The following is a 25878-nucleotide window of genomic DNA, read 5'->3' on the forward strand; positions in this document are numbered from 1 at the left end:
TCGAACCGCCGCCGGCGCCGGTCGTGCCGCCCGCGCCCGCGCCGCCGGCCCCGCCCGCGCCGGCCCCGCCGTCGATGTCCGCGACGACCCCGCCGGAGGGCGTCGAGCTGAGCCCCGGCGCGGCGACGAACCTGCCGATCACCGTCCGCAACGACGGCGGCAGCCCGTCCGACCCGGTGGCCGTCGCGCTGAAGCTGCCACCGGGCGTGCACGCGGTCGACGCGGCGGGCGGCGGCGCGCCGATGGCGTTCGCCCAGGCCGGCGCGCCGATCTCGGTGAACTGCCCGGGCGGCGACGGGACGGTCACCTGCAAGACCGGCAGCGGCCTCCAGCCGGGCCAGAGCGCCACGCTGAACTTCCGGCTCCAGGCCGACGAGGACGCCCAGGGCGGCACGGTGACCGGGTCGGTCACCGCCGGCGTGCAGATCAACGTCGCCGTGAGCGTCAAGGTCACCGTGAAGCAGCCGCCGGACGCGGTGGTCCTCGAGGCCCAGGGCGACGGGCTCTCGGCGTTCCCCTGGACCCGCAACCCGCTGGTGTACGTGCGGGTCCGCAACACCGGCGAGACGACCCGGCCGGTCACGGTCACCTTCGACCACCCGCTGTGGCAGTGGTGGAGCCTGCGCGGCTTCCCGTGCACGCCCACCGACGGCGGCGCGAGCTGCACGACGAAGAGCGCGGTCGCCCCCGGCCAGCACGTCAACCTGTGGGTGCGGCTGAAGGGCCGCCCGGACGACGGGCGCGTCACGATCAACGCGAAGCTCGGCAAGGCGTCGGCGGAGCCGGTGACGATCGACTTCGGCTGCTACCACCACTGGTGCGGGAAGGACCCGCTGCCGTCGCCGTCGACCTCGCCTTCGACGACGCCGACCAAGCCGAAGCCGACGACACCGAAGCCGTCGTCCACCCCGCCGGCGACGACGTCGAAGACCGAGCCGAGCGAGCCTCCGACGTCGACGACCACGACCAGCGCGCCGCCGCCACCTCCGACCGGCCGGCCCGGCGACCAGCGGCCGACCGTCACCCCCGGGAAGGGATTCGGCTGGCTGACCGGGTAGCGTCCGCGCGGTGCGCGAGCTGCTGAAGAAGCATCGCGAGCTCCTCCGCTTCGCCGTCGTCGGCGGGATCAGCTTCGTGATCACGATGTCCGTCAACTACGGCTTGAAGTTCACCGTGCTGCGGACCCACCCGGTGACGGCGCTGATCATCGGCGTCCTGGTCGCGACGATCTTTTCCTACGTCGCCAACCGCGAGTGGTCGTTCCGCACCCGCGGCGGCCGCGAGCGGACCCACGAGGCCGCGCTGTTCTTCCTGTTCAGCGGCATCGCGCTGGGCCTGAACGCGCTGCCGCAGTGGTTCTCGCGGTACGTGCTGGACCTGCAGGCGCCGCGGCTGTCGCCGTTCGGCGTCGAGGTGGCCGACTTCGTCAGCGGGATCATCATCGGCACCCTGCTCGGCACGGTGTTCCGCTGGTGGGCGTTCAAGAAGTGGGTCTTCCCGCAGGAAGACGGCCGCGTGTTGCGGGTCGTGGATGATCCGGACATTCAGGACCGCAAGGCCGCCTGAACCACAGGTCAACGCGGTGTGCCGTAACAACCGGGGCTCCGCCCCGGGCCGGGGGCTCCGCCACCCGGACCCCCACAAGCTTCTAGACTGCGTCATGTGACCGTTGTGGAAACCGTGCTCAAGCGCACGCCGGAGCCACTGCGTTCGGTGCTGATCAAGCACCGGGAGCTGCTGAAGTTCGCGATCGTGGGCGGCACGACGTTCCTCGTCGACAACGGCGTCTGGTACTTCCTGAAGCTGTCGGTGCTGGAGTCGAAACCGACCACGGCGAAGGCGATCGCGATCATCGTCGCGACGATCGTGTCGTACATCCTCAACCGCGAGTGGTCGTTCCGCACCCGCGGCGGCCGGGAGCGCCACCACGAGGCCGCGCTGTTCTTCGTGATCAGCGGCGTCGCGGTCGTGGTGAACCTGATCCCGCTGTACGTGTCCCGGTACGTGCTGCACCTGGAGATGCCGCACGTGACGCGGCTGGTGCAGGAGGTCGCGGACTTCGCGAGCGGGTCGATCATCGGCATGCTGCTGGCGATGTTCTTCCGCTTCTGGGGCTTCAAGAAGTGGGTCTTCCCGGACGAGCTGGGCGAGCGCCGCCGCGACAACGGCGACGTCACCCGCCTCCGCTGACCCTTTCCCGCGATTCCCGGCGGGCCCCGGCCCTGCTCACGCCGGTTCCGGAAAAGTGCTTGTCTTCTGACATGTAGTTGTCTACAGTCATCTTCGACAGTGTTCCTTCGTGAGGACGCCGTCCGGATTCGGCCGGGCGAGCGGGACGATTCGAGGTGGTTTCCGAGCGCGAAGAGGTCGCACCCGTTCCACGGGTGACGATGGAGCCTTTTCCCGACTCGACGGGACGTGCGTAAAAACACGTCCGCATCTCTCGTCCCTTCTGACGAACCAAGGACATTTCTTGCCTGCCACCGCGCTGAAACGCGCCCAAAGCCCGGCCATCGCCGGCCTGTTCCTGTCCGTTTTCCTCGCGATGCTCGACGCCCAGGTCGTCGCCACCGCGCTCCCCCGGATCGCCGGCGAGTTCGGCGGCACCGGCGCCTACGCCTGGGTCACGACCGCCTACCTGCTCGCCGGCAGCGTCACCGCCCCGCTCTTCGGGAAGCTCGGTGACGTCTTCGGCCGCAAACGCGTGCTCCTGGGCGCCCTCACTCTCTTCCTGCTCGGCTCACTCGCCTGCGGCCTCGCCCCGACAGCCACCGCGCTCATCGTCGGACGGGTGCTGCAGGGCGCCGGCTCCGGCGGGCTCTTCGTCTCCGTCGGCGCTTCGCTCGGCGAGATGTTCACGCCCCGCGAAGGCGCGAAGTACTTCGGGTGGTTCTCGATCTGCTTCGCCGTCGCGTCGCTCGCCGGGCCGGTCGTCGGCGGCCTGCTCACCGGCGTTGCCGGATGGCGGTCGATCTTCCTCGTCAACCTGCCGCTCGGGCTCGTCGCCGTCGCACTCGTCAACCGGCTCGATCTCCCGAGACGACGACGTGCGGCACCGTTCGACTTCACCGGCGTCGTCCTGCTGGGCGCGACGATCACCGGCTTCACCCTGCTGACGCCGTGGTCCATCGCGCTCGGCGCGGCGGCCGCCGTCGCCTTCGTCGTCGTCGAACGGCGAGCCGAGGCGCCCGTGCTACCACTTCGGCTCTTCAAGGACCGGACGTTCAGCGTGTCGATCGTCCTCAGCGTGCTCGCCGGCTTCGCGTTCCTCGGCTCGATCAACTACATCGCGGTCCTGCTGCAGGCCGACGCCGGCCCGGCCGAAGGCGGCCTGCGGCTCGTGCCGATGACGCTCGCCGTGTCGCTGTCCTCGGTCGTCGCGAGCAAGATCATCGCCCGCACCGGCCACTACCGCTGGGCGCCGCGGCTGAGCATGGCGCTCGGCCTGCTCGCGGTGCTCGGCCTGACCACCGTCCACGGACTGCCCTTGATCATGACCTGCCTGGTCCTCTTCGGTCTCGCGGCCGGGCTGAACCTGCAGGTCCTGGCCATGGCGACGCAGAACACCGCACCACCGGCGGACCGCGGCGCCGTCGCCGCCACCGTGAACCTCGCCCGCGCGCTCGGCTCGGCCCTCGGCCCGGTCGCGCTCGGCTTCGCCTACCGAGCCGGCACCCACGGCGTCTTCCTCGCCCTGCTGCCGGTCCTCGCGCTCGCCCTCGTCACGGCGTTCGCGCTCCCGCACGTCCCGCTCGAAGGAGAATCCCGATGATCTTCGTCCTCGGCGCCACCGGCAAGGTCGGCCGCGCCCTCGTCCCCACCCTGCTCGACGCCGGCGCCGACGTCCGCGCCCTCACCCGCGACCCGGCGAAAGCCACCGTCGACCCGCGGGCCGACGTCGTCCAAGGCGACCTCGACACCGCCGACCTGCCCGCGCTGCTCGACGGCGCGGACCGCGTCTTCGTGCTGACCCAGGGCCACAGCACCGAACGCGAAGCGGCGGTCGCGCGGGCCGCCACCCGCGCCGGTGTGACACACCTCGTCAAGCTGTCCACCACCGGTGTCCACTTCGGACAGACAGATCCGATCACCCGCGCCCACGCCGATGCCGAGCAGGCGATCCGCGAAGCCGGGCCGGCGTGGACGATCCTGCGGCCCGGCGCGTTCATGGACAACCGGTTCGCCTGGCGCGACACCATCCGCGACGAGAACACCGTGTACGCCGCCGAGGGCGACCCGGCGTCGGCGCTGATCCACGTCCGCGACATCGCCGCGGTCGCGACGCTCGCCCTCACGACGCCGGACCACCACGGCGCGACGTACGAGCTCACCGGCGGCGAAGCCCTCACGACCGAGCGGCAGGTCGCGATTCTTTCGGCGGCGTTGGGCCGATCGGTGAAATTCGTCGAAGAACCGGAAAGCGCCGCCCGCGAACGCATGATGCGGAAATACGGCTGGCCCGCCCAGGCCGTCGACGGTTTCTTCGCGCTCAAGCGGGAATCCGCCCAACGCGAACACGTCGTTTTCGACACCGTCGAGCGGCTGCTCGGCCGCCCGCCGCTGACTTTCGCGAACTGGGCGGGTGAGAACGCGGCCGCGTTCCCCTACCATTACCGGGGGTGACGGCCGGGGAGGTGACCGGATGGGTCTGCGCGTGCTCGTCGTCGACGACCACCCGCTGTTCCGGTTCGGGGTGTGCACGCTGCTCTCCGCCGAACCGGGCATCGAGGTCGTCGGCGAGGCCGCCAGCGGCGCCACCGCGGTCGACGCCGCGGCCGCGCTGCGCCCCGACGTCGTGGTCATGGACCTCCACCTGCCCGACCTGTCCGGGATCCAGGCGACCCGGCACATCGCCCAGGCCAGCCCGGACACCGGCGTGCTGATGCTGACGATGGCCGACGAAAGCGAGTCGGTTTTCGCGGCGATGCGCGCCGGTGCCCGCGGCTACCTGCTGAAGGACGCCGAGCCGGACGAGATCATCCGCGCGGTCCAGGCGGTCGCGCGGCGGGAGGCCATCTTCGGGCCCGACATCGCGAACCGCGTCCTCGGCTTCTTCAACCAGCCGCCGGCCAGCGAGCCGGTCTTCCCGGAGCTGACCGGCCGCGAACGCGAGGTGCTCGCGCTGATCGCGGCCGGGCACAGCAACGCCGTCATCGCGAACACGCTGTGCCTGAGCCCGAAGACGGTGCGCAACCACATCTCGAACGTCTTCGCGAAGCTGCACGTCGCCGACCGGGCCGAGGCGATCGTCCGGGCCCGGGACGCGGGCCTCGGCCAGTCCTGAAGGGCGGCCGGTCCGGGCAACATCGGGACGCCGGTCCCATGTGCCCGGGACACCTCGGCGGGCACTGTGGTCACCGTGAGGGGTGGAACCCCTTCGCACCGTTCGAGGGGAATGGGTGACGATGTTCGAAACCGACCGGACACCGGTGGTGGTCCGCGCCACCGATCCGATCCTGCACAACGGCGTCTGCATGGCGCTGCGTTCGCGTGACGACGTCCGGGTGGTGGACGGCGAGCCGGCCGACGCGGCGGTGGTCGCGCTGCTGGTCGCCGACCGGCTCGACGAGACGATGACGCAGCTGCTGTCCGCGCTGCACCACCAGGGCTTCACCCGCATCGTGCTGATCGCGGGCGAAGTCGACGACAACGAGATCCTCAACGCCGTCGAGCACGGCGTCTGCGCGGTGGCCCGCCGCGCCGACGCCGGACCGGAGGTTCTCGTCCGGCTGATCAAGGCCGCCGCGGCCGGGGAAGGCGCGTTGCCGCCCGACCTGCTCGGCCGGCTGCTGAACCGGGTGTCCCGCCTGCAGCGTCAGGTGCTCCAGCCACGCGGGCTGCACCTGGGCGGGATGAGCAACCGGGAGACGGAGGTGCTCCGGCTCGTGGCGGCGGGGTACTCGACGCAGGAGATCGCCGACGAGCTGTGCTACTCGCAGCGGACGGTGAAGAGCATCCTGCACGACGTCACCAACCGGTTCCAGCTGCGCAACCGCTCGCACGCGGTCGCGTACGCCCTGCGTGAAGGGTTGATCTGACCCATGATCGCCCAGGTCGACGAGGCTTTGTGCCGGCTGCTGCGTCCCCGCCTGCCGGCGGGGACGCAGATCCGGCTCGATCCGCCGAAGCCGGCCTGGCAGACGGAGTCGCCGGTGCGGAGCGTGGAGCTGTTCCTCTTCGCGCTGCACGACGCCGTCGACGCGGAAGAGAGGGAGGGGAAGCGCGCGGCCCGTCGCTGCGCGCTTTCCTACCTCGTCACCGCGCGGGCCGGGGCGGTCCGCGAGGAGCACGACCTGCTCGACGCCGCCCTGCGGGCCGTGCTCGACACCGGGCAGCTGGCCACTGAAAGCGCTTCCCCGGCGCGGCTGGCGCTGGCCTCGACGGATCCGTCGACGTTGTGGCCCAGCCTGGGCATGCCCGCGCGGGCCGGGTTCGTCCTGCTGGTGACGACCGACGCCGGCTAACGCGGGACGCGCTCCGCGGGCCACCGGACCTCGGGCACGTCGCTCGGGCGCGGCACCTTGAGGAACAGGCTGAACACCGCCGGCCGCCGGTTCGACAGCTCCAGCCGGCCACCGTCGGCCTCCACCAGCGCCCGCGCCAGCGCCAGCCCGACGCCGGTCGAGCCGCCGCCGGAGAAGCCGCGCTCGAAGATGTGCGGGGCCAGCTCGTCCGGCACGCCCGAGCCGGTGTCGCTGACCTCGATCACCACGGTGCCCTCGGCGTCGCCGCGGCGGGCGACCAGGTTGACCGTGCCCGAGCCGTGGCGCAGCGCGTTGTCCAGCAGCACCCCGATGACCTCGCGGAGCCGGCCGGGGGTCGCTCGTGCCATCAGCCCGTCGGCCACGCGCATCCGCAGGTTGCGGCCCTCCGAGCGGAGCAGCTCACGCCATTCCTGCGCCATCTCGGGCAGCTGCGTCGGCAGGTCGACCGGTTCCGCGCCGACCTCACGCGCCGCCCGGGCCGCCGCCAGCAGCTCGTCGAGCGCCTCGGCGAGCCGGTCCGCCTGCTCCTGGGCCGCCTTCGACTCGTCGGCGACCTCGTCGTCCGGGTGCACGGTCAGCGGTTCCAGCCGCAGCTGCAACGCCGTCAGGCGGCTGCGCAGCTGGTGCGAGACGTCACCGACGAGCTGCCGTTCCCGCTGGACGAGCTGGGCGAGCGCGGTGCCGGACGCGTCGAGCGCCTCGGCGACCATGTCGAGCTCGCCGACGCCGTAGCGGCTCGGGTCGGGCCGGAAGTCGCCGCCGCCGAGGCGGGACGCGCGTTCGGCGACGTGCCGCAGCGGCTTCGCCAGCCTCCGCGCCGTCGCGATCGCCACCACCGCGCCGGTGCCGACGGACAGGAGCACCAGCAGGACGACGACGAGCGTGACCGTCGTCTGCCGCTCGTGCATCGGGCCGGCCGGGACGGCGATCGCCACCTTGCCGTCGCGGGCCAGGTCCGCGGTCTCGGTGACGGTGTCGGCGCCCGGGTCCGAGCCGTAGCGCTTCTCCTGCTGGCTGGGCACCTGGACGGTGAGCAGGCCGTTCGCCGGCACGGCGGCGCGCACCTGGTCGAGGTCGATCTCCTGGCCGTTGGCGATTTCGGTGTCGAGGATCGCCGCCGCCGCGCGGGCGTTCTCGGCGAGCGTCTCCCGGTAGCTCGACTCGATCTGCCAGCTCGCCACGATGCCCAGCGGGATGCCGAGGACCGCCGCGGTGACCGCGACGGCCAGGAGGATGGCCAGCAGGATGCGGCGGCGCACGGCTTATTCGGCGTTGAAGCGGAAGCCGACGCCCCGGACGGTCGCGATCCGCCGTTCGCCGTCGTGGGCCTTGGTGGTGCGCCCGGCGGCCTCGTCGGCGGCGATGGCGAGCTTCCGGCGCAGCCACGACATGTGCATGTCGAGGGTCTTGGACGTCTTCGACTCGAGGTCGTTCCAGACCTCGGCGAGGATCTCGTCGCGGCTGACGACCTGCCCGGCGCGGCTCATCAGCACGCGCAGCAGCTCGAACTCCTTGTTCGCCAGCTGCACCTCGTGCAGGTCGACGGTGACGAGCCGGGCGCCGAGGTCCATCCGCACGCCGCCGGCCTCGAGCACCTCGGGCACCCGGCGGCGCAGCAGCGCGCGGATCCGGGCGAGCAGCTCGGCGAGCCGGAACGGCTTGGCGACGTAGTCGTCGGCGCCCGCGTCCAGGCCGACGACGAAGTCGACCTCGTCGGTGCGGGCGGTGAGCATGAGGACGGGCAGCTCGGTGCCGTTGGCCCGGAGCCGGCGGCAGACCTCCAGGCCGTCCATGCCGGGCAGCCCGAGGTCGAGCACGAGCAGGTCGACTCTCTGCGCGGCGGTGGCGTCGAGGACCGAAGGACCGTCGGTGACGACGTGGATCTCGTATCCCTCGCGTTCGAGGGCGCGGGAGAGCGGTTCGGCGATGGCCGGATCGTCTTCGGCAAGTAGGACCATGCTCACCTGGTCAACTCTACGGCGGCGGGGCGTGAAACCATCGTGACCGTGCCTGGCTACGGAGATGATCTGGCCCTCGCCACCCGGCTGGCTGACGCCGCCGACGCGATCACGACGGCGCGGTTTCGCGCCCTGGACCTGGCGGTGGAGCGCAAACCCGACCGCACCCCGGTGACCGACGCGGACACCGCGGTCGAGGACGCGATCCGCGCGGTGCTGGCATCGGAGCGCCCTTCCGACGCGGTCCTCGGCGAGGAGCGCGGCGGTTCGGCGGCGACCGGCCGGGCGTGGGTGCTCGACCCGATCGACGGCACCAAGAACTTCCTCCGCGGTGTACCCGTCTGGGCGACGCTGATCGCGTTGGTGTCGGACGGCGACCCGGTCGTCGGCATGATCAGCGCGCCCCTGCTGGGCCGCCGCTGGTGGGCGGCCACGGGTTCGGGGGCGTTTTCGTCGGACTCCGCGGGCACCCGGCAGCTGTCGGTTTCCGGGGTTTCGTCGCTTTCCGACGCCTATCTGTCCACTACGGACTTGAACTCGTGGACCGAGCACCACTCGCGCGAGAAGTACCTCGACCTGGTGGACGCGTGCTGGGAAACCCGCGCGTTCGGCGACTTCTGGCACCACGTGCTGGTGGCGGAGGGCGCACTGGACGTAGCGGCGGAGTGCATCGTGAACCCGTGGGACGTCGCGGCGGCCCAGGTGATCGTCACCGAGGCCGGCGGCCGCTTCAGCGACCTCGACGGGCTGGCCCGCTACGACAACGGGAGCGCGTTGTCCACGAACGGCCGCCTGCACGACGAAGCGTTGGCGATCCTCAAGCGCTGAGCAAAAGCGGCACTTTCACGACGAAAGTGCCGCTTCCGGGTTCAGGAACCCGGCAGCAGACCGACCGCACCGCGGGCGACCTGCGCCCAGGCCAGCCGCCCGAAAAGGTAATGGCAAGCCACCTGCTCACTGGTGAACCGCGCCCAGTCGTACCGGTTGCCCTGCTCGCGCCAGAACACCTCCCACGCCTCGTCCTCGCCCTGCATCAGGCACCAGGCGTTGTCGACTTCGGCGCCGAGCGAGACGACCTCCGGCGGCACGCCCAGCACGCCGAGCCAGCGCTGGATCGACTGGGTGTTCATCAATCCTCTTCCCCCTTGGCCTCGGCCAGGTAGCCGAGGGTCACGAGTTCGTCCGCGGCCAGCAGGGCGCGGTACCGGGTGCCGCCGCCGACCTGGCCGAACCAGTTCGCCGTCTCCGAACGCCACATCGGCACCGCGCGCACCACGACGTACCGGCGGTACTCCGCGTCCAGCATCCCCGGCGGCAGCGAGCGTTCCGCGAAGCGCGTGCCGTCGGCGGAAAACACCCGCCCGTACGCCGGGCCGAAGCGGTCGAGCACCGTGTTCGCCGGGACCATCACCGGCTCGGCGTGGTCGACGCCGCCCTCCGGGTAGTGGTCGCCCGGCGGCCACGCGTACTCGGGGCCGAGTTCGCTGTGCCCGACGACGAACCGGCGGATCCACACCGCCTGCGTCGCGTGGGCGTACGGCACGTAGCCGTCGGTCAGGTGCCGCGGCACCGGCCGCGACGGCGCGGTCGGCGAGCGGCGGAACCCCGCGGTGACGTTGGTCAGCGCCTGGTCGTCGAAGATCAGCCGGGCGTCCGGGTGGTCGTTCGGGCCGAAGCCGTCCGGGTCCTCGGGCAGCGGCAGCTGCAGCGCCGGCCGGTCCATCGCGACCGGCAGGTGCCCGATCGGGAACATGTGCACGAGGAAGAGCGCGACAACGCTTTCCCGTTCCGTGCGCGGCGACCCGAGCGGCGGCAGCGGCGCGGGCGAGCCGGGGTTCGGCGGCGGCCCGGCCACCGGCGGCGGGACCGGGTTCGGCACCGACGGCGGCGCGGGCGGGGCCGGGGGCAGCGGGAACGGCGGCAGCAGGGGCGACACCGCGTGCGGCCACGCGGCCGGGCTCCCCGATGGCGGTGTCGGGGCGTCCTCGGCGCCGTACCCGGGCAGCTGCACCGGCCCGGTGTCGAGGTCGGCCTCGACCGGTTCGGAGCCCGCCTCGGAAGGCTCGGTCACACCCATCCTCCGGCTCGGTCGGTGCCCGCGGGCACAACGCTGTTCGACGCGGCCGCGGCGCTGCCGGTCACCCTTGATACCGCACCCGCCCGGCGCGGGCGCACCGAGGTCAGCTCAGCGCGTTGACCACCCGGGACGGGCTCGGGCGGCCGAGCTGTCCCGCCATCCACGCGCTGGCCGCCACCAGCGCGTCCAAGTCGGCCCCGTGCGCGACACCCAGCCCGTCGAGCATCCAGACGAGGTCTTCGGTCGCCAGGTTCCCGGTCGCCGACTCGGCGTACGGGCAACCGCCGAGCCCGCCCGCCGAAGAGTCCACAGTCGACACTCCACATCGGAGCGCCGCCAGGGTGTTGGCCAGAGCCTGGCCGTAGGTGTCGTGGAAGTGCACGGCCAAACTGCCGACATCGCCGAAGAGCCCGATCAGGTGCTCGACCTGGCCCGCGGTCGCGACGCCGATCGTGTCGCCCAGCGAAAGCTGCGAACACCCCATCTCCAGCAGGCGGCGGCCGGCGTCGGCGACCTGCTTCGCCGGCACCGCGCCCTCCCACGGGTCGCCGAAGCACATCGAGAGGTAGCCGCGCACATCGACGCCGGCTTCGCGGGCTCGCGTGACGACCGGTTCGAACATCGCGAACTGGTCGTCCAGCGAGGAGTTCAGGTTCTTCTGCGCGAACGTCTCCGTCGCGCTGGCGAAGATCGCGATGTGCTCGACACCGGCGTCGAGCGCCCGGTTCAGGCCCTTCTCGTTCGGCACCAGCACCGGGTACCGGACGCCTTCGCGACGGTCCAGCCCGGCCAGCAGCTGCTCGGCGTCGGCCAGCTGCGGCACCCACTTCGGGTGCACGAAGCTGGTCGCCTCCAGCGTCGTCAGCCCGGCGCCCGCGAGCCGGTCGAGGAACTCCAGCTTGACCTCGACCGGGACGATCGTCTTCTCGTTCTGGAGCCCGTCCCGCGGGCCGACTTCCCAGATCGTGACCCGCTCCGGCAGCTCACCCGTGGCGGGGACCCGGTCCGGCAGGCCCAGTTCGCGCGTGCCCATCAGCGGCGACGTCGATCGCCGCGGGGCGGGTGCCCGCCCTGGGGCGGCAGCGGCTCGGTCTGCTGGGGACCGGCCTGCTGGGGGCCGGCCTGCGGCGCGCCCGGCCGGTAGTCGTCGTACGGGTTGTCGTTGACCTCGCGGTAGATCACCGTGTGCACCTTCTCCACGTGCGGGATGTCCTCGAACCGCAGCGGCTCGTCCGACGCCGACTCGATGATCAGCGAGCCGCAGCCGAAGACGCGGTCCAGCAGGCCGTGCTCGAACTGGACGCTGTTGATGCGGCCCATCGGGATGTCGATGCCGGTGCGCTTCAGGACGCCTTCGCGGACGATGAGCCGGTCGGTGGTCACGATGAAGTGCGTCGTGCGCCAGCGCACGAGCGGCGCCAGGAACAGCCACACGATCAGCACCAGGGCGACGACCCCGATGGCGATCAGCCCGACCGTGTTCCACGGCGAGCCGGCGTCCTTCGCGAGGATCGCCAGCCAGATGCCCGCGCCCAGGGTGACCAGGAACGCGAGCGTCGGGAAGATCAGCATCTTGAAGTGCGGGTGACTGTGCACCACGACGTGCTCTTGCTCGCTGAGCAAATCGTCCGGATAAGCCACGGCGGACGCTCCCAAGGTCGGTGCGGCGATGTCGCTTCACCGTACCGGCGAGACGCCTGCCCGGTGAGTGCAACGCCCCGAAGAATCAGGCCCGGCGGACGTGGACCACGTCACCCGCGAACACGGTGTGCCGCTGGCCGCCCGCGACGTCGACCTGCAGCTGCCCGGCGGGGTCGATGTCGGCCGCCCGGCCGATGAGCGAGGCGCCGTCCGGGAGCTGCACTTCGACGTCCTGGCCGAGGGTCGCGCAGGCGGCGCGGTAGTCGCCGAGCAGGCCCGCTTCGGTCAGGTCACCGGCCGCGAGCCGCCAGCGCTTCTCCAGCCCGTCGAACTCGCTGAGCAGCGCGATGGCGACGTCGGTGCGGTCGGTGTTCCAGGCGTCGTGCTCGGCGAGCGACGTCGCGGGCAGGCCACCGGGGCCGGGCTCGACGTCGCCCAGGGGCAGGACGTTCAGGCCGATGCCGAGGACGACCGACGGCGGTTCGCCCGCGACGGCTTCGGCGAGGATGCCGGCGCACTTGGCGCCGTCGATGAGGGCGTCGTTCGGCCACTTCAGCCGCGCGTCGATGCCGACGGCGGCCGCGGCCGCCCGGACGGCGAGCCCGGCGACGACGGAGAGTGAGCCGAGGGCGTGGAACGGCACGCCCGGCCGGAGCGCCACGCTGAGGTACAGCCCGGCGCCCTTCGGCGAGCTCCAGCTCCGAGCCCGCCGTCCGACCCCGGCGGTCTGCTCTTCGGCGAGCAGAACAGTCCGGTCCGCGACCCCTTCGTCGAGGGCTTTGCGCAGGTCAGCATTGGTGGAGCCGGTGCGCTCGACGACGTCGATCCGCGCGAACCGGCCCTTGAGCGCCGCGTTCAGGCGGGCAGCGTCGATCTCGGCCATGTGTCCACCATATGGGAGTCCCCCTAACGTGCAAGCCACTCAGTCGTTCACTTAGAGGTGCGCTCTTCTAAGTTGGATCCCGTGACGACGAAGCCGAGTTCCTGGGCCCGTGGGGCGGCCCTGCGCGGCCTCGTCGCGCTGCCGCTCGTCGCGGGGCTGGTGACCGCGGGCTGGCTGCTGGCCGACCGGTCGCCGGAACCCGCGCCCGCCCCGGTGCCGGTGGCCGCCGCTTCGGGGCCGTCGGTCCTCGAAGTCAGCGCCCCGGTGCAGGTGCGGGAGCCTGGTCAGGGCGCGTCCGGCCAGGGCGGCAAGAGCCCGCTGCAGCAGTGGGCCGAGCAGCTGTCCGGGCCACTGGACATCCCGGCGGAGGCCCTGATCGGGTACGCGAACGGCGAGCTGGCGCTGCGGAGCGAAGACCCGTCGTGCCACCTGTCGTGGGTGACGCTGGCGGGTGTCGGGTCGGCGGCGTCGAACCACGGCCGCGCGGGCGGCGACCTCCTGGGGCTGACGGCGGCCCAGTCGAAGAAGTACGGCGGCGAGGCGCCGATCGCGGCCGGCCGGGCGCTGTGCGCCGGCGGCACGGACCTCGGCGCGGGCCCCGGCTGGTGGAAGGCGATCGCGGCGTACCACCCGGGCGACGGGACCGAGCTGTTCCGCCAGCGCGTCCTCGGCATGGCGCAGCTCTACGCGACGCTGTCCCTGGACCCGTCGTCGGCGTCGTCACCGCGGGTCCAGGCGACCCGCTTCGCGCTGGGCCAGCTGGGCCTCCCGTACGTCTGGGGCGGCAACGGCCCCGACGCGGGCGCGGCGGGCTTCGACTGCTCGGGGCTGACGAAGGCGTCGTACGACAGCGCGGGCGTGGCCCTGCCGCGCACGGCGGACAGCCAGTTCCGCGCCCTGCCCCCGGTGCCGGCGGCGCAGGAACCACGCCTGGGCGACCTGGTGTTCTACGGCAGCCCGGCGACGCGCATCCACCACGTGGGCCTGTACCTGGGCAACGGCCTGATGATCAACGCCCCGACCGAGGGCCAGGCCATCCAGATCCACACGTACCACTCGAAGGGCGACGACTACGCGGGTGCGGGCCGCCCGGCCTGAGCCGGTTCGGTCGCTACCTCTGCCGCCCGTTTTTGTCGGTGGTGGCCGCTAGCGTCGAGCCATGTTCGAAGTCGACTTCGTCGAGTTCCCGTCCACGTCGGCCACCGCGTCCGGCGAGTTCTTCACGCGCGCCTTCGGCTGGGCGGTGACGCCGTACGGCCCGGACTACACCGACGTCCGGGCCGCCGGCCTCACCTTCGGCTTCCAGGCCGACGCGGCCGAGCAGCCCCGCGCACCCCTGATCACGATCCGCACGGACGATCTGGCGGCGGCGCGAACCGCCGTCGAAGCGGCCGGCGGGGAGGTGACGAAGGAACCCTTCGCCTTCCCCGGCGGGCGGCGCTTCCACTTCCGCGAGCCCGGCGGGAGCGAGCTGGCTGTGTGGTGCCCGGACGCTACGCCGTGACGGCCCGCTCGAGGTAGCCGGCGGCCCCACCGCCGTAGTAGGTCGCCGGATCGGCCGCCCGGAGCGGCAGGTCCAGCGCGAACCGCGTCACCAGGTCGGGGTTCGCGACGAAGTGGCGTGCGTAGGAGACGGCGTCGGCGATTCCCGCGGCGACCACGGCGTTCCCGGAGTCGCGGTCGAAGCCGTTGTTGACGATCAGCGAGCCGGCGAACAGCCGGCGGTAGCGCGCGAAGCCGGCGAAGTCCGGCCCGGAGTCAGGCCCACGGAGGTGGAGGTAGGAGACATCGAGTGAAGCCACCAGCTCGTCGTACTCGGCGCGCAGTGCTTCGTCCACAGTGAACAGTCCGCCGGTCCACCACGGCGAAAGCCGGACTCCGACGGCGATCCCGGCCGCGCGCACCGCGTCGACGACGTCGAGCAGCAGCTTCCCCCGGCAACGGCCGTAGGCGTCGGTGCGGTGGTTCAGCCGCGGGTGGAGGAACTGCGCGAGCAGATACACGCCGTTGGCGGCCACCTCGACGCCGTCGAAGCCGGCGCGGCGGGCGTTCGCGGCCGCGGCGGCGTAGTCGGCGACGACGGCCCGGATCTCGGCCGCGCTCATCGCCCGCGGGGTCACCGTCGGCTGCCGTCCCGAGGCCGTGTGCACCGGCTCGCCCGGGTTCACCGCCGAAGGCCCGGCCGGCGGCTCGCCCAGGAAGTCCGGGTGCGACACCGCGCCGGTGTGCCACAGCTGCGCGACGATCCGCCCGCCGAGCGCGTGCACGACGTCGGTGACCGGCCGCCACCCGGCGACCTGTTCACCGGTGTGCAGACCGGGGACGTCCGAGAACCCGACGGCCCGCTCGCTCACCCACGTGCCTTCGGTGATGACGAGCCCGGCGCCGGCGCGCCGGGCGTAGTAGGCGGCCTGCAGTTCGCCGGGCACGCCGCCGGGAACGCGCGCACGAGTCGTCGGTGCCAGCACCACGCGGTTCGGCAGGCGCCAGCCGCCCAGGTCGGCGGGGGTCAGCAAGCTCATCCGGTCACCTCTGCTTGTCGGGATCCGTCGTGGGGGCGACGGTGGAGGCCGACGAAAGGTGACCGATGGACGAGCTGGCGGCCCGGTTCGAAGCCGAACGCGCCCGGCTGCGCGGGCTGGCGTACCGGATGCTCGGCTCGGCGGCCGAGGCGGAAGACGCCGTCCAGGAGGCCTGGCTGCGGCTGAACCGGGCCGGCTCGGTCGACAACCTGGCGGCCTGGCTGACCACGGTCGTCTCGCGCGTCTGCCTCGACGTCCTCCGCACGCGCAAAGCCCGCCGCGAGGAGCCGTTCGAGGTGCTGGCGGAGCCGGCGGCCGACGCCGACCCGGCGGGCGAGGTCGAGCTGGCCGAGTCGGTGGGCCGTGCGCTGCTCGTCGTGCTCGACGCGCTCGGCCCGGCCGAGCGGATCGCGTTCGTGCTGCACGACCTGTTCGCGGTGCCGTTCGACCGGATCGCGCCGGTGCTGGACCGGACGCCGGTGGCCGCGAAGAAGCTCGCGAGCCGCGCCCGGCAGCGGGTGCGGGGCACGTCCCCGCTGCCGGCGGCCGACCTGGCGCGTCACCGCCGGGTGGTCGACGCGTTCCTGGCCGCGGCGCGCGGCGGCGACCTCGGCGAGCTCCTGGACGTGCTGGCCCCCGACGTCGTCCGCCGGGCCGACGCGGCCGCGCTGCCGGTCGGCGCGGCCCTCGAAGCACGGGGCGCGCGGGCGGTCGCCGAGGAGACGCAGGTGTTCGGGAAACGGGCTCACTTCGCCGAAGCGGCCTTGCTGGACGGCGCGGTCGGCGTCGTCGTGGCCCCGCGCGGCCGGCTGCTGCTCGCCCTCGCGGTGACGGTCGAGGGCGAGCGGGTGGCGGCGTACGAAGTGATCGCCGACCCCGCCCGCCTCGCCGCGCTGCACGTCACGCTCCTCGCTTGATCCGGTAGGACAGGTGCGTCACGCCGGTGCCCTCGACGACCTCGGGGCCGGTCAGCCTGGTCGTGGCGTCGAGGTGGTCGAAGAAGCGGACGCCGGCGCCGAGCAGCACCGGGACCAGGTCGACCTGGATGCCGTCGAGCAGGCCGAGGTTGAGGCACTGCTGCGCGAGCGTCGTGCTGGCGACGGCGACGTTCTTGTCGCCGGCGACCTTCTTGGCCTGCTCGACGGCGCTCTCGAGGCCGTCGGTGACGAACGTGAACGGCGCGTCCGGGTGCGCCCAGTCGGCGGGCGCCTCGTGGGTGACGACGAAGACCGGCGCGCCCATCGGGTGCGCCCCGCCCCAGCCCTGGGTGAGGGTGAACAGCCGGCGGCCGGTCAGCAGGGCGCCGACGTTGTCCATCGCGTCGCGCAGCATCTTCGCGCTGGCTTCGGAGGTCTTGAAGGTCGCCCAGTCGACGGCGGTGGGCACCTCGACGTCACCGTTGCCGAACCACTCGAACAGGTGATCGATGCGGTCCTCCGGGTCGGCGACGAAGCCGTCGAGGGACATGGACATGTTGGCGATGACGTCGGCCATTTTTAGCTCCTTTGCGCTGGTCAGAGGCGGTTTGCCCTGATGACGAGAAGTCTTCCGCGCGGCGCCGCCCGGAAGATCTGCCACCTGGCCGACATCCGTGGCGGGGTGGCCGATGCCTTGACAGCCCCGGCCGATGGCGACACCATGAATGGAGGTTCATGAACGCGAGTTCACGATGAGGGGAGCCGGGATGACCGGGATCGTCAACACCGCGCAGGCAGCCGCGTGGAACGGCTACGAAGGGGAGCACTGGGCGTCGAACGCCGACCGCTACGACGCGGTGAACGGCGGGTTCAACGGCTTCCTGCTCGACCTGGTGAGCGCGGAAGACCGGGTGCTCGACATCGGCAGCGGCAACGGCCTGCTGACCCGGCTCGCCGCGGCGCGGGCCCGGACGGCGCTCGGCGTCGACCTCTCCGGACCGATGCTCGCCACCGCGCGAAAACGGGCGGCGGAAGTGCCGAACGTGACGTACGAGCAAGGTGACGTCCAGGTCCACCCGTTCCCGGACGGCGGGTTCGACCTGGCGGTCAGCCGGTTCGGGGTGATGTTCTTCGCCGACCCGGTGGCGGCGTTCGCCAACGTCCGGCGGGCCCTGCGCCCGGGCGGGCGGCTCGCGTTCCTCTGCATGACGGCGCTCGCGGGCACCGACCTCGGCCGGGTGTTCGGCGCGATGGCGCCGTTCCTCCCCCAGCCGACCGGGCCGGACGGCAGCGGCCCGACGTCGTTCGCGGACCCGGAGCGGACGAGAGCGGTGCTGACCGAGGCCGGCTTCGAAGACGTGGTGTCGACCCGCGTCGAAGCCGACCAGGTCTGGGGGCGCGATGTTCCCGACGCGGCCCGGTTCATCGCCGATTGGGGCCCGGTGCGCCACCACCTGGGCCAGGTCGACGAAGCGACAGCGGCCAAGGCGGTCGCAGCGCTCACGGAAGCACTGCAACCATTCGAACACCCGGACGCGGTCCGGCTGCGCGGCGCCGCGTGGCTGGTCACGGGAAGGAGGTCGTAGCGGGCAGCCGTACGATGGCCCGGATGTCACCGAGGAAAGCCGCCGCCCAACGAGACGGCCAGTCCCTGCCCGACCTGCTGGTCGAAACCACCCGGCAGCTGATCGACACGCAGGGGACGGTCGGCTTGACCGTGCGCGAGATCGCGCGCCGGGCCGGCGTCGCCGACGGTGTGCTCTACAACCACTTCTCCGACAAGGAGGAGCTGGTGGCCCGGGCCCTCTTGGAGCACGTGCGCGAGACGGAAGCGGACCTCGACGAGCTGCCGGTGCCGGGCGAGGGCACGGTGGCGGACAACCTCATGCAGCACCTGGAATACGGACTGACCCTGCACGAGGTGCTCGTCCCGGCGTTCGTCGGCCTGCTCGGCCAGCCGAAGGTGCTGAGGCGGTTCGCGGAGCTCAGCACGCGGACAAGCCACTGGCACGACCGGCTGCTGAGGTACCTGGAGGCGGAGCGCATCCTCGGCCGGCTGCGCCCGGAGTCCCGGGTGGAGGCGGCGGCGGCCCTGCTGGTCGGCCACTGCCACGGTGTGGTGCTGGCGGAGGTGCTGCCCCACACGGGCCCCGAGGTCCCGCCGGCGGCGGAGTCCGTCGTGCGTGCGCTCCTCGACGGCCTGGCTCCCTAGGCCACGTGCTCGACGCCGACGAAGGCGTCTCCGGCTCCGTCCATTGTGGAATTCTCGACACCGAACCCACCATTCGCGACACAGAAAGGGAAAGACCGATGGACCCTGCCGCGATACCCTCGCGGTATGGACGACGTCGAGGTCCGTGAGCTGCGGTACTTCCGCGCGGTGGCCGAAGAGCTGAACTTCTCCCGCGCCGCCGAGCGGCTCGGGATGGCGCAGCCACCGCTGTCCCGCGCGATCCGGCTGCTGGAGCGGCGGCTGGGCGTCCAGCTCTTCGAACGCACGAGCCGGCACGTTTCGCTGACCCCGGCCGGGAACGTGCTGTTCACGGAGTCGGCGAAGGCGCTGGACGCGGTCACCACCGCCGTCCGGCGCACGAGGCGGGCGGCGCAGCAGAAGCCGGCGCTCGTCGTCACCGCGAAACCGGGTGTCGCGACCGAACTGCTGCGACGCATCGCCGACGTGCACGCCGACCCGGTCGAGATCCGGGTCAGCGGGTCCGGTGAGCAGGCGGAGATGCTGCGCGAGGGCCGGGCCGACGTGGCCCTGCTCGGTTGCCCGGGCGACCACGACGACCTGGACGTCGAGGTGCTCTTCACCGAGCCGCGGGTCGCGGCGCTGCCCTCGGGCCACGAGCTGGCCGGCCGGGCCGCGCTGGTCTGCGCGGACTTCACCGGGCGGCCGACCCCGTTCTGGCCGGACGCGTCCGCCGCGGACCGGGCGTACTGGTCGGGGCAGGACGTCACCGGCCGCGCGGTCACGCCGGGGCCGGTGGTGCACGACAGCGCCCAGCTGCTGGAGACGGTCGCGCTCGGGCAGGCGATCGCGCTGCTGCCGGCGTCGGTCGCGCAGTGGCGGGCGCGGGCCGACATCGTCTACCGGCCGGTCGTCGACGCGACGCCCTACTCGCTGGCGCTCGCCTGGCCGGCCGGGGCGCGGGACCTGCGCATCGCGCGGTTCGTGGGCACCGCCCTCGAAGCCAGCGCCATCAAGAACAGCGCTGTCAAAAGCAGCGCCATGAAAGCTAGCGGAGCACTACCTCGACCGGGTGCTGTTCCGGCGGGGTGAGCGACCGGATCACCGGCGGTACCCGCACGTCTTCGGCCTCGAACGCGGCCCGCAGCTGCTCGAGGCCGGCGTCGGCCATCAGCTCGGCGAGCTCGTCCGCGCGGGCGACGGCGGCCGGGGCTAGAGGGGCGTCGTCGTTCAGGTCGCCCCACAGGTCCCAGAGGATCATCTCGTGCTTGTTCAGCGCGGCGAGGTCGAGCACCAGGTTGTGGCGCGCGTACGGCAACCCACGCAGGAAAGGCACGTCCAGCTCCGGTGAAACGACCAGCCGGTCCGGGTCGAGGTCGCCGGCGCGGGCGGCCGACCACGCGTCGGCGCCGACGAGGAACCGGTCGCGGGGGACGTCGAGGAGGTCGAACTCGCCGAAGTCGTCCTGCAGCTGGGGTTCGACCAGGCGCCAGCCGGTGCCGTCGTGGATTTCGGCGACGACGTGGTCGAGGTGCCAGCCCGGCACCAGGTAGTTCGCGAACCCGACCCGGGTGCGGGCCGGGATGCCGTGGTGGCGTGCCATCGACACGAACAGCAGCGTGAAGTCCCGGCAGCAGCCGACGATCCGCTTCAGCGGCGAGCGCGGGCCGCCGGGTGGCGCCGGGTCGAGTTCGCGCAGGCGGGCGAACATGTCCGCGGCGTAGCGCAGGTTGATCTCTTCGCGCCGCGATGCCGGGAAGCCGTGCCGGGTGATGTCACCCTGGGCCCAGTAATGGAACACGAGCTCGGAAGCGGCCCGCCGCAGCGCGCCGAGCTCGGACGGCGTGGCGTCCAGCCAAGGGGCCTGCGCGCCCGGCTCGGAAAACCGGCTGTGCGTGGCGTACCAGTCCATGCCGGCGAGACTAATGAATTCGGTGCCACAAAAGCCACTCGCGCCGAACCGGCCTCAGCTCGCCTGCGCCGCCAGCTCGCCGCGGAACGTCGTCCGGTACGCGCTCGGCGACACCCCGAGCGCGGCCTGGAAGTGCTGGCGCAGCGACGCCGCCGTGCCGAAGCCGGCCTCCGCCGCGACGCGGTCGACCGGCAGGTCCGACTCCTCCAGCAGCTGGCGGGCACGCTCGATCCGTTGCTGCGTCAGCCATTGCAGCGCCGAGACACCGACCTCGTCGCGGAAGCGGCGGGTGAACGTGCGGGTGCTCATCGCTTCGCGGGCGGCGAGCTCGCGCAACGTCAGCGGGCGGTGCAGGTTCTCCAGTGCCCACGCCCGCGCCGCCTTCGTCGAGGACGTGCGGGGTTCGGGCACCGGCCGGCGGACGAACTGGGCCTGGCCGCCTTCGCGGTGCGGGGACACCACTGTGCCGCGGGCGACGTCGTTGGCCACCGCCGCGCCGTGGTCGCGGCGGATCATGTGCAGCACCAGGTCGATCCCCGAGGCGACACCCGCCGACGTGAGGACGTTGCCGTCGTCGGTGTACAGCACGCACGGGTCGACTTCGACCTCCGGGAACCGGGTCTGGAGCTCGTCGGCGGAGCGCCAGTGGGTGGTCGCGCGGCGGCCGTCGAGCAGGCCGGCCGCGGCGAGCACGAACGCACCCGTGCAGATCGACGCGATGCGCGCCGCCGCCGGGATCCGGGCCAGCGCGGCCGCCAGCGGCGGGGTCAGGACGCGCGCCATCGGCTCGTACTCGACCAGCGACGCCGGGACGATCACGGTGTCGGCCTCGGCCAGCACTTCGGGGCCGCGCTCGACCGGGATGGTGATGTCGGAGTCGGTGCGCACTGGCCCGGGCTCGAGCGTGCAGGTCACCACCTCGTACAGCGGCTCGCCGGACGCCGAACGCGCCTGCCCGAACAGCCGGTGGACGATGCCGAGCTCCATCACGAGCATGCCGTGGCGGACCAGCACCGCGACGTGGTGCCTCGAAGGGTGCACGAATTCGGCCATGGCTCGATTCTTGCACATGTTGGCTATCAGGCCACTCGATCCGGACCGCGACCTGCGTGACCATCGAGGTCATGAACGTTTTGTGGGTTTTCGCGCACCCTGAGCCGCGCTCGCTGAGCGGGGCCCTCCGCGACGACGGTGTCCGGACGCTCCGGCAGCTGGGGCACGACGTCCGCGAGTCGGACCTGTACGCGATGAAGTGGAACCCGGTCGTCGACGCGGCCGACTTCGGCGCCGAGGCCGGGGACGAACGCCTCGTCGTCGGGGCGACGTCGGCCCGTGCGCACGCGCGCGGCGAGCTGAGCCCGGACATCGTGGCCGAGCAGGAGAAGCTGGTCTGGGCGGACGCGGTCGTCGTGCAGTTCCCGCTGTGGTGGTACGGCCTGCCCGCGATCCTCAAGGGCTGGTTCGACCGCGTCTTCGTGAAGGGCTTCGGCTACGGCGTCCGGGCGGAAGACGGCCGCACCCTCCGCTACGGCGAAGGCCGGCTCGCGGGCAAGCGCGCGATGGTGGTGCTCACCGCGGGCGCCCGCGAACCGGCCATGGGACCGCGTGGGGTGAACGGCGCGCTGGCCGACGTCCTCTGGCCACTGCACCACGGGACGTTGTTCTACGCCGGGATGTCGGTGCTGCCACCGGTCGCGGTCCACAGCGCCGACCGGGTGCCGGACACGCAGTTCGCCGAGGCCCGCGAACTCCTACGCGCCCGGCTCGGCACCCTCGAGACCGCCGAACCCATCCCGTTCCGCACGCAGAACAGCGGCGACTACGACGAAGAATTGGTGCTGCGCCCCGACCGCGCGCCCGGCGTGACCGGGCTGAGCGCACACCTCACACGGGCGCAATGAGGCCGCTGCCCCACACACGGGCGCCACCCCGGCGGCCCCTCACACGGGCGAAATAAGTGCGCTGCCCACATGCGGGCGCCACCCGGCGAGCCCTCACGGGGCGAAACGAGGGCGCCACCCCGCACGCAGGCGCCCGGCGGCCCTCACACGGGCAGCGTGAGGCGCTGCCCCAGGCCGCCGTCCACCGGCAGGTCGGCGCCGGTCGTGAACGTCGCGTCGAAGGCCAGGAACAGCACCGCCGCCGCCACTTCCTCCGGGGTCGCGTGGCGCTTCAGCGGTGTGATCTCGTCGCCCGTCTCCTTGAACGCCGCCAAAACCTCCGAAGGCACCCCGGTCACACCCATCGTCGGCGTGTCCGTGTAACCCGGGCTGACCACGTTCACCCGGATCCCGCGTGGCGCGAGCTCGGCCGCGTACGTCCGGGCGAACGACCGCACCGCCGCCTTCGCCGCCGAATACGGGCCCATGCCGGCGATCCCCGCCTCGGCCGCCACCGACGTCGTGAACACGAACGAACCGCCGGGCCGCACCAGGCCCGCCAGCCGCTGGGCGGTGAAGTACGCGCCCTTCGCGTTGACGTCGAACGTCCGGTCGTAGATCTCCGGGGTCGCCTCGGCGTACGGCGTCAACGTCGCGTACCCGACGTTGACGAACACCAGGTCCAGCTCACCCAGCTTCGCTTCGGCGACCGCGCCCAGCTCGTCGATGTCGGCGAGCCGGGACGCGTCCGAAGACAACAGGTGCGCCGGCAGGTCCACCCCCGAGACGTCCCGGCCGGTCAGCAGCACCTCCGCGCCGCCGTCGAGCAACGCCCGCACCACCGCCAGCCCCATGCCGTGCGTGCCGCCCGTGACGACGGCCTTCTTCCCCTGGTACTTCACCGGATCTCCTCGATGACACTCGCGATGGCGTGCGAACCGTGGCCCTTCGCCACCGCGCCGTCGAACAACTCCCGCACCGCGGCCGGGACCGAAAACCCGATCCCCTGTTCGCGGCTCGTCTCTTCCAGCAGCGCCAGGCCGGCCGCGTTGATGTCCAAAGCGGACACATCCGTCCGGTAGTCCCCGCTGGCCACCTGCGCGCCGATCCCGGACAGGAACCCGCCGACCGACGACAGCCACGCCAGCGCCATCGGCGTGAACGTCTCAGGCGTGACGCCCTCGGTGCCGACCAGCGCGAGCGCGTGCAGGTACCCGGCCATCGTCGACCACATGATGCCCAGCAGCGCCAGGTCGTACAGCGCCGGCAACCCGGTGTCCTCGCCGAGGAACACGGGCTCCCCCAGCACCGCGAGCACATCGCGCCACGCGTCGAACGCCGAAGACGATCCGCCGTACAGGATCCGCGCCTGCGCGGTCCCGATGCCCTGCGGCACGGCCATGATCACGCCGTCCACGTACTCGACACCGGCGGACGACGCCCACGCGGCGGTCTCGCGCGCCTGCGCCGGCGTCCCCGAAGTGAGGTTCACCAGCACCTTCGGCGCACAGGCCGCCAGCACCGGCCGCTGACTGTCGTAAGTGGACAGACAGCTGACGACGAAGTCGGCCGAAGCCAGCTCGGCCGGGGTGGCCGCGAGCCGTGCGCCCCGGTCGAGCAGCGGCCCCGCCTTGAGCGGCGACCGGTTCCACACCACGACGTCGTGGCCCGCCCCCAGCAGCGCGCCGGCGAGGGCGGTGCCCATCCGCCCCAAGCCGAGCACACCCACTTGCTTTTTGCTTTCTCCCATGGGTTCCATGCTGCGGGCAGCGCTTTACTATGGACAAGTACCGACTAATTAGTCGGGTACTCACCAAAAGGTAAGGATCCTGGATGCTGGCGCGAACCTACCGCTGCGGACTGGACGCGGCCGTCGACGTGATCGGCGGTCGCTGGAAGGCCCTGATCCTCTGGGCGCTGCACGCCGAGCCGCTGCGGTTCGGCGAGCTGAAGCGGAAGGTGGCCGGCATCAGCGAGAAGATGCTGATCCAGGCGCTGCGGGAGCTGGAGGCGGACGAGATCGTGCACCGCGAGGTGTTCCACGAGATCCCGCCGAAGGTCGAGTACTCGCTGACGGAGCTCGGTCAGCGGCTGAACACCGCGTTGCTGCCGCTGGGTGACTGGGGCGAGGAGAACATGACGGGCATCGCGAAGCGCCGCGGCGTCACGCCGGCGCCGCCGCATACTCCTTCAGCGTGATCGCGTTGCCCGCCTTGAGCGGCAGCTCCTCGATCAGCTTGCGCCAGGGCAGGTACGGCAGCAGCTTGTAGTTGAGGTTGCGGAACCGCAGCCAGGCGCGGGTCGGCGGGACGAACCACTTCCCGTTGCCCACGGCCAGTTTCTGGCACGCGTCGACGAAGCCGCGTATCTCCTCCCGGTACGCGCCGAACGCCGTCGTGTGGTCGCCGGCGGCCGCCGCGAGCTCGCCCGCCAGGACGTACGCGCCGACGATCGCGAGGCTCGTGCCCATGCCCGAGAGCGGCGCCGCGCAGTACGCGGCGTCGCCGACCAGCACCACGCGGCCCTTCGCGTAGGAGTCCAGCTTGATCTGGCTGGCCGAGTCGAAATAGAAGTCCGGCGCCTCGCGCATCGCCTCGAGCAGCGCCGACGTCTCCCAGCCGACACCGGCGAAGCGCTCCTCGACGATCCGCCGCTGCTGCTCGACGTCGCGGTGGTCGTACTCGAGCGCGGCCGAGCCGAACCAGAACATGGCCTTGGCCTCGGTGTTGTCCCGCGCGCTGTAGACGCCGATCGTTCGGTTCGGCTCGTTGTAGAACCGGCCGACGTGGTCGAGACCCAGGTGGTTCGGCACGGTGAAGATCGAGACGTAGTACCCGAGGTCGTGCCGGCAGGCGGACTCGTCGCCGAAGACGAGCGAGCGGACGTTCGAGTGCAGCCCGTCGGCCCCGACCACCAGGTCGAACTCGCGCGGCTCGCCGTGTTCGAAGGTGACCGTGACGCCGCGGGCGTGCTCGGTGAGACCGGTGATGGAGTCGCCGAAGACGTACTCGACGTCGTCCTTCGTCGCGTCGTACAGGATCCGCGAGAGGTCGCCGCGCAAGACCTCGAGCTCGCCGCTCTGGTAGGTCGCCGGCGTGACGACCACCGGCCGGTCGTCGCCGTCCACGTAGGTCACGTCGCCCATCCGGGTCGCGGCCGCTTCGACCTGCCCGAGCAGGCCCATCCGTTCGAGAACCCGCAGTGACGCGCCGCGGAAGTCGACCGCGTAGCCGCCGTCGCGCAGCTCGGGAGCGCGTTCGACGACCGTCGGCGTGAAGCCGTGCTGACGGAGCCAGAAGGCCAGGGCAGGGCCGGCGACGCTGGCGCCGGAGATGAGGACTCGGTTGTTCTGCATGCCAGGAACCATAACCGCGATTTGGGCGATCGCGCAAGACGTTTGCCTAAGGCGTTC

At 72.1% G+C, this 25878-nt stretch carries 30 protein-coding genes and 1 pseudogene; 17 read left to right on the top strand and 14 right to left on the bottom strand.

Annotation, left to right across the window (positions count from 1 at the left end):
• The 8 genes and pseudogenes from M8542_RS37345 to M8542_RS37380 all read left to right on the top strand — a co-directional run.
• A pseudogene (locus M8542_RS37345) lies at positions 1 to 1058 on the top strand (sigma-70 family RNA polymerase sigma factor); the annotation flags it as partial.
• A gap of 10 nt (positions 1059 to 1068) precedes the next feature.
• On the top strand, positions 1069 to 1566 hold the full coding sequence (locus M8542_RS37350; protein WP_257925065.1) for a GtrA family protein: 498 nt from the start codon (positions 1069 to 1071) through the stop codon (positions 1564 to 1566).
• Positions 1567 to 1662: 96 nt separating this feature from the next.
• On the top strand, positions 1663 to 2190 hold the full coding sequence (locus M8542_RS37355; RefSeq protein WP_257925066.1) for a GtrA family protein: 528 nt from the start codon (positions 1663 to 1665) through the stop codon (positions 2188 to 2190).
• Between the two features lie 283 nt (positions 2191 to 2473).
• Positions 2474 to 3772, top strand: coding sequence for an MFS transporter (locus tag M8542_RS37360; protein ID WP_257925067.1), 1299 nt, complete (start codon positions 2474 to 2476; stop codon positions 3770 to 3772).
• Entirely contained in the window at positions 3769 to 4623 is an 855-nt protein-coding gene (locus tag M8542_RS37365; protein WP_257925068.1) for an NAD(P)H-binding protein, read from the top strand. Before M8542_RS37360 ends, M8542_RS37365 begins: the two co-directional genes overlap by 4 nt.
• A 19-nt stretch (positions 4624 to 4642) precedes the next feature.
• Positions 4643 to 5284 carry a response regulator gene (locus M8542_RS37370; protein ID WP_257925069.1) on the top strand — a complete coding sequence of 214 codons (642 nt, stop codon included), beginning with the start codon at positions 4643 to 4645 and terminating at the stop codon, positions 5282 to 5284.
• Between the two features lie 121 nt (positions 5285 to 5405).
• The gene (locus tag M8542_RS37375; protein WP_257925225.1) at positions 5406 to 6038 is read left to right on the top strand and encodes a response regulator transcription factor; all 633 of its coding nucleotides are present in this window, start codon (positions 5406 to 5408) and stop codon (positions 6036 to 6038) included.
• Positions 6039 to 6041: 3 nt separating this feature from the next.
• Positions 6042 to 6464, top strand: a complete 423-nt coding sequence (locus M8542_RS37380) for a Pvc16 family protein (RefSeq protein ID WP_257925070.1) — start codon at positions 6042 to 6044, stop codon at positions 6462 to 6464.
• Here M8542_RS37380 and M8542_RS37385 read toward each other — a convergent pair.
• Together M8542_RS37385 and M8542_RS37390 are read right to left on the bottom strand one after the other, a co-directional pair.
• Complete coding sequence (locus M8542_RS37385) at positions 6461 to 7744, bottom strand: sensor histidine kinase (protein ID WP_257925071.1); 1284 nt, start codon at positions 7742 to 7744, stop codon at positions 6461 to 6463. The two genes, M8542_RS37380 and M8542_RS37385, sit on opposite strands and share 4 nt — an antisense overlap.
• Before the next feature lie 3 nt (positions 7745 to 7747).
• Positions 7748 to 8443 (bottom strand): response regulator transcription factor, encoded by a 696-nt coding sequence (locus M8542_RS37390; RefSeq protein WP_257925226.1) that lies wholly within the window; start codon positions 8441 to 8443, stop codon positions 7748 to 7750.
• 42 nt (positions 8444 to 8485) lie between these two features.
• Here M8542_RS37390 and hisN point away from each other — a divergent pair, with 42 nt between their 5' ends.
• The gene (gene hisN, locus M8542_RS37395) at positions 8486 to 9271 is read left to right on the top strand and encodes a histidinol-phosphatase (protein WP_257925072.1); all 786 of its coding nucleotides are present in this window, start codon (positions 8486 to 8488) and stop codon (positions 9269 to 9271) included.
• A 41-nt stretch (positions 9272 to 9312) separates the two neighbouring features.
• Here hisN and M8542_RS37400 read toward each other — a convergent pair whose 3' ends face one another.
• From M8542_RS37400 to M8542_RS37420, 5 genes are all read right to left on the bottom strand, one after another.
• Positions 9313 to 9573, bottom strand: a complete 261-nt coding sequence (locus tag M8542_RS37400; protein WP_003105220.1) for a hypothetical protein — start codon at positions 9571 to 9573, stop codon at positions 9313 to 9315.
• Positions 9573 to 10514: a TNT domain-containing protein gene (locus M8542_RS37405; protein WP_257925073.1), complete on the bottom strand. Its 942-nt coding sequence runs from the start codon at positions 10512 to 10514 to the stop codon at positions 9573 to 9575. The genes M8542_RS37400 and M8542_RS37405 overlap by 1 nt, the downstream gene beginning before the upstream one ends.
• 109 nt (positions 10515 to 10623) lie before the next feature.
• Positions 10624 to 11553, bottom strand: a complete 930-nt coding sequence (locus tag M8542_RS37410; RefSeq protein ID WP_257925074.1) for a hydroxymethylglutaryl-CoA lyase — start codon at positions 11551 to 11553, stop codon at positions 10624 to 10626.
• A complete protein-coding gene (locus M8542_RS37415; protein WP_257925075.1) occupies positions 11553 to 12161 on the bottom strand; it encodes a PH domain-containing protein in 609 nt (202 codons plus the stop codon). Before M8542_RS37415 ends, M8542_RS37410 begins: the two co-directional genes overlap by 1 nt.
• 85 nt (positions 12162 to 12246) lie before the next feature.
• Positions 12247 to 13044: a biotin--[acetyl-CoA-carboxylase] ligase gene (locus M8542_RS37420; protein WP_257925076.1), complete on the bottom strand. Its 798-nt coding sequence runs from the start codon at positions 13042 to 13044 to the stop codon at positions 12247 to 12249.
• 81 nt (positions 13045 to 13125) lie between these two features.
• Between M8542_RS37420 and M8542_RS37425 the strand changes: the two genes are divergently transcribed.
• Positions 13126 to 14142 (top strand): C40 family peptidase, encoded by a 1017-nt coding sequence (locus M8542_RS37425; protein ID WP_257925077.1) that lies wholly within the window; start codon positions 13126 to 13128, stop codon positions 14140 to 14142.
• Positions 14143 to 14203: 61 nt separating this feature from the next.
• Positions 14204 to 14548 carry a VOC family protein gene (locus M8542_RS37430; RefSeq protein ID WP_257925078.1) on the top strand — a complete coding sequence of 115 codons (345 nt, stop codon included), beginning with the start codon at positions 14204 to 14206 and terminating at the stop codon, positions 14546 to 14548.
• Here the strand turns inward: M8542_RS37430 and M8542_RS37435 are convergent.
• Complete coding sequence (locus M8542_RS37435; RefSeq protein ID WP_257925079.1) at positions 14538 to 15566, bottom strand: oxidoreductase; 1029 nt, start codon at positions 15564 to 15566, stop codon at positions 14538 to 14540. The two genes, M8542_RS37430 and M8542_RS37435, sit on opposite strands and share 11 nt — an antisense overlap.
• 65 nt (positions 15567 to 15631) lie before the next feature.
• On the opposite strand from M8542_RS37435, the gene M8542_RS37440 reads away from it, so the two are divergent.
• Entirely contained in the window at positions 15632 to 16483 is an 852-nt protein-coding gene (locus M8542_RS37440; protein ID WP_257925080.1) for a sigma-70 family RNA polymerase sigma factor, read from the top strand.
• Here the strand turns inward: M8542_RS37440 and M8542_RS37445 are convergent.
• Entirely contained in the window at positions 16467 to 17060 is a 594-nt protein-coding gene (locus tag M8542_RS37445; RefSeq protein ID WP_257925081.1) for a dihydrofolate reductase family protein, read from the bottom strand. The two genes, M8542_RS37440 and M8542_RS37445, sit on opposite strands and share 17 nt — an antisense overlap.
• A gap of 190 nt (positions 17061 to 17250) precedes the next feature.
• On the opposite strand from M8542_RS37445, the gene M8542_RS37450 reads away from it, so the two are divergent.
• The 3 genes from M8542_RS37450 (at position 17251) to M8542_RS37460 (ending at position 19766) form a co-directional block, all read left to right on the top strand.
• Complete coding sequence (locus M8542_RS37450; protein ID WP_257925082.1) at positions 17251 to 18069, top strand: class I SAM-dependent methyltransferase; 819 nt, start codon at positions 17251 to 17253, stop codon at positions 18067 to 18069.
• Positions 18070 to 18092: 23 nt separating this feature from the next.
• Positions 18093 to 18695 (top strand): TetR/AcrR family transcriptional regulator, encoded by a 603-nt coding sequence (locus tag M8542_RS37455; protein WP_257925083.1) that lies wholly within the window; start codon positions 18093 to 18095, stop codon positions 18693 to 18695.
• Between the two features lie 126 nt (positions 18696 to 18821).
• Positions 18822 to 19766 carry a LysR family transcriptional regulator gene (locus tag M8542_RS37460; protein ID WP_257925084.1) on the top strand — a complete coding sequence of 315 codons (945 nt, stop codon included), beginning with the start codon at positions 18822 to 18824 and terminating at the stop codon, positions 19764 to 19766.
• On the opposite strand, the gene M8542_RS37465 is transcribed toward M8542_RS37460, so the two are convergent.
• Both M8542_RS37465 and M8542_RS37470 read right to left on the bottom strand, forming a co-directional pair.
• On the bottom strand, positions 19723 to 20586 hold the full coding sequence (locus M8542_RS37465) for a transglutaminase-like domain-containing protein (RefSeq protein WP_257925085.1): 864 nt from the start codon (positions 20584 to 20586) through the stop codon (positions 19723 to 19725). The two genes, M8542_RS37460 and M8542_RS37465, sit on opposite strands and share 44 nt — an antisense overlap.
• A gap of 54 nt (positions 20587 to 20640) precedes the next feature.
• On the bottom strand, positions 20641 to 21639 hold the full coding sequence (locus tag M8542_RS37470) for a GlxA family transcriptional regulator (protein WP_257925086.1): 999 nt from the start codon (positions 21637 to 21639) through the stop codon (positions 20641 to 20643).
• A gap of 71 nt (positions 21640 to 21710) precedes the next feature.
• On the opposite strand from M8542_RS37470, the gene M8542_RS37475 reads away from it, so the two are divergent.
• Positions 21711 to 22487 (top strand): NAD(P)H-dependent oxidoreductase, encoded by a 777-nt coding sequence (locus tag M8542_RS37475; protein WP_257925087.1) that lies wholly within the window; start codon positions 21711 to 21713, stop codon positions 22485 to 22487.
• 143 nt (positions 22488 to 22630) lie between these two features.
• On the opposite strand, the gene M8542_RS37480 is transcribed toward M8542_RS37475, so the two are convergent.
• Together M8542_RS37480 and M8542_RS37485 are read right to left on the bottom strand one after the other, a co-directional pair.
• Positions 22631 to 23368 (bottom strand): SDR family NAD(P)-dependent oxidoreductase, encoded by a 738-nt coding sequence (locus M8542_RS37480; protein ID WP_257925088.1) that lies wholly within the window; start codon positions 23366 to 23368, stop codon positions 22631 to 22633.
• On the bottom strand, positions 23365 to 24216 hold the full coding sequence (locus tag M8542_RS37485; protein WP_257925089.1) for an NAD(P)-dependent oxidoreductase: 852 nt from the start codon (positions 24214 to 24216) through the stop codon (positions 23365 to 23367). The genes M8542_RS37480 and M8542_RS37485 overlap by 4 nt, the downstream gene beginning before the upstream one ends.
• Positions 24217 to 24299: 83 nt before the next feature.
• On the opposite strand from M8542_RS37485, the gene M8542_RS37490 reads away from it, so the two are divergent.
• A complete protein-coding gene (locus M8542_RS37490) occupies positions 24300 to 24665 on the top strand; it encodes a winged helix-turn-helix transcriptional regulator (RefSeq protein WP_257925090.1) in 366 nt (121 codons plus the stop codon).
• Here the strand turns inward: M8542_RS37490 and M8542_RS37495 are convergent.
• Complete coding sequence (locus M8542_RS37495; protein ID WP_257925091.1) at positions 24631 to 25821, bottom strand: FAD-dependent monooxygenase; 1191 nt, start codon at positions 25819 to 25821, stop codon at positions 24631 to 24633. The genes M8542_RS37490 and M8542_RS37495 overlap by 35 nt on opposite strands.
• Positions 25822 to 25878: the final 57 nt, after the last annotated feature.

It is taken from the genome of Amycolatopsis iheyensis (assembly GCF_024703995.1).
GTDB lineage: Bacteria > Actinomycetota > Actinomycetes > Mycobacteriales > Pseudonocardiaceae > Amycolatopsis > Amycolatopsis iheyensis.

What these genes read in the sequence shown, in the direction of transcription:
- M8542_RS37400 (WP_003105220.1), bottom strand. Translation starts at nt 9,573, where the DNA reads ATGAACACCCAGTCGATCCAGCGCTGGCTCGGCGTGCTGGGCGTGCCG.
- M8542_RS37465 (WP_257925085.1), bottom strand. Translation starts at nt 20,586, where the DNA reads ATGGACTGGTACGCCACGCACAGCCGGTTTTCCGAGCCGGGCGCGCAG.
- M8542_RS37455 (WP_257925083.1), top strand. Translation starts at nt 18,093, where the DNA reads ATGTCACCGAGGAAAGCCGCCGCCCAACGAGACGGCCAGTCCCTGCCC.
- M8542_RS37375 (WP_257925225.1), top strand. Translation starts at nt 5,406, where the DNA reads ATGTTCGAAACCGACCGGACACCGGTGGTGGTCCGCGCCACCGATCCG.
- M8542_RS37380 (WP_257925070.1), top strand. Translation starts at nt 6,042, where the DNA reads ATGATCGCCCAGGTCGACGAGGCTTTGTGCCGGCTGCTGCGTCCCCGC.
- M8542_RS37435 (WP_257925079.1), bottom strand. Translation starts at nt 15,566, where the DNA reads ATGAGCTTGCTGACCCCCGCCGACCTGGGCGGCTGGCGCCTGCCGAAC.
- M8542_RS37370 (WP_257925069.1), top strand. Translation starts at nt 4,643, where the DNA reads ATGGGTCTGCGCGTGCTCGTCGTCGACGACCACCCGCTGTTCCGGTTC.
- M8542_RS37460 (WP_257925084.1), top strand. Translation starts at nt 18,822, where the DNA reads ATGGACGACGTCGAGGTCCGTGAGCTGCGGTACTTCCGCGCGGTGGCC.
- M8542_RS37470 (WP_257925086.1), bottom strand. Translation starts at nt 21,639, where the DNA reads ATGGCCGAATTCGTGCACCCTTCGAGGCACCACGTCGCGGTGCTGGTC.
- M8542_RS37490 (WP_257925090.1), top strand. Translation starts at nt 24,300, where the DNA reads ATGCTGGCGCGAACCTACCGCTGCGGACTGGACGCGGCCGTCGACGTG.
- M8542_RS37445 (WP_257925081.1), bottom strand. Translation starts at nt 17,060, where the DNA reads ATGGCCGACGTCATCGCCAACATGTCCATGTCCCTCGACGGCTTCGTC.
- M8542_RS37485 (WP_257925089.1), bottom strand. Translation starts at nt 24,216, where the DNA reads ATGGGAGAAAGCAAAAAGCAAGTGGGTGTGCTCGGCTTGGGGCGGATG.
- M8542_RS37420 (WP_257925076.1), bottom strand. Translation starts at nt 13,044, where the DNA reads ATGGCCGAGATCGACGCTGCCCGCCTGAACGCGGCGCTCAAGGGCCGG.
- M8542_RS37365 (WP_257925068.1), top strand. Translation starts at nt 3,769, where the DNA reads ATGATCTTCGTCCTCGGCGCCACCGGCAAGGTCGGCCGCGCCCTCGTC.
- M8542_RS37475 (WP_257925087.1), top strand. Translation starts at nt 21,711, where the DNA reads ATGAACGTTTTGTGGGTTTTCGCGCACCCTGAGCCGCGCTCGCTGAGC.
- M8542_RS37430 (WP_257925078.1), top strand. Translation starts at nt 14,204, where the DNA reads ATGTTCGAAGTCGACTTCGTCGAGTTCCCGTCCACGTCGGCCACCGCG.
- M8542_RS37410 (WP_257925074.1), bottom strand. Translation starts at nt 11,553, where the DNA reads ATGGGCACGCGCGAACTGGGCCTGCCGGACCGGGTCCCCGCCACGGGT.
- M8542_RS37450 (WP_257925082.1), top strand. Translation starts at nt 17,251, where the DNA reads ATGACCGGGATCGTCAACACCGCGCAGGCAGCCGCGTGGAACGGCTAC.
- M8542_RS37440 (WP_257925080.1), top strand. Translation starts at nt 15,632, where the DNA reads ATGGACGAGCTGGCGGCCCGGTTCGAAGCCGAACGCGCCCGGCTGCGC.
- M8542_RS37495 (WP_257925091.1), bottom strand. Translation starts at nt 25,821, where the DNA reads ATGCAGAACAACCGAGTCCTCATCTCCGGCGCCAGCGTCGCCGGCCCT.
- M8542_RS37390 (WP_257925226.1), bottom strand. Translation starts at nt 8,443, where the DNA reads ATGGTCCTACTTGCCGAAGACGATCCGGCCATCGCCGAACCGCTCTCC.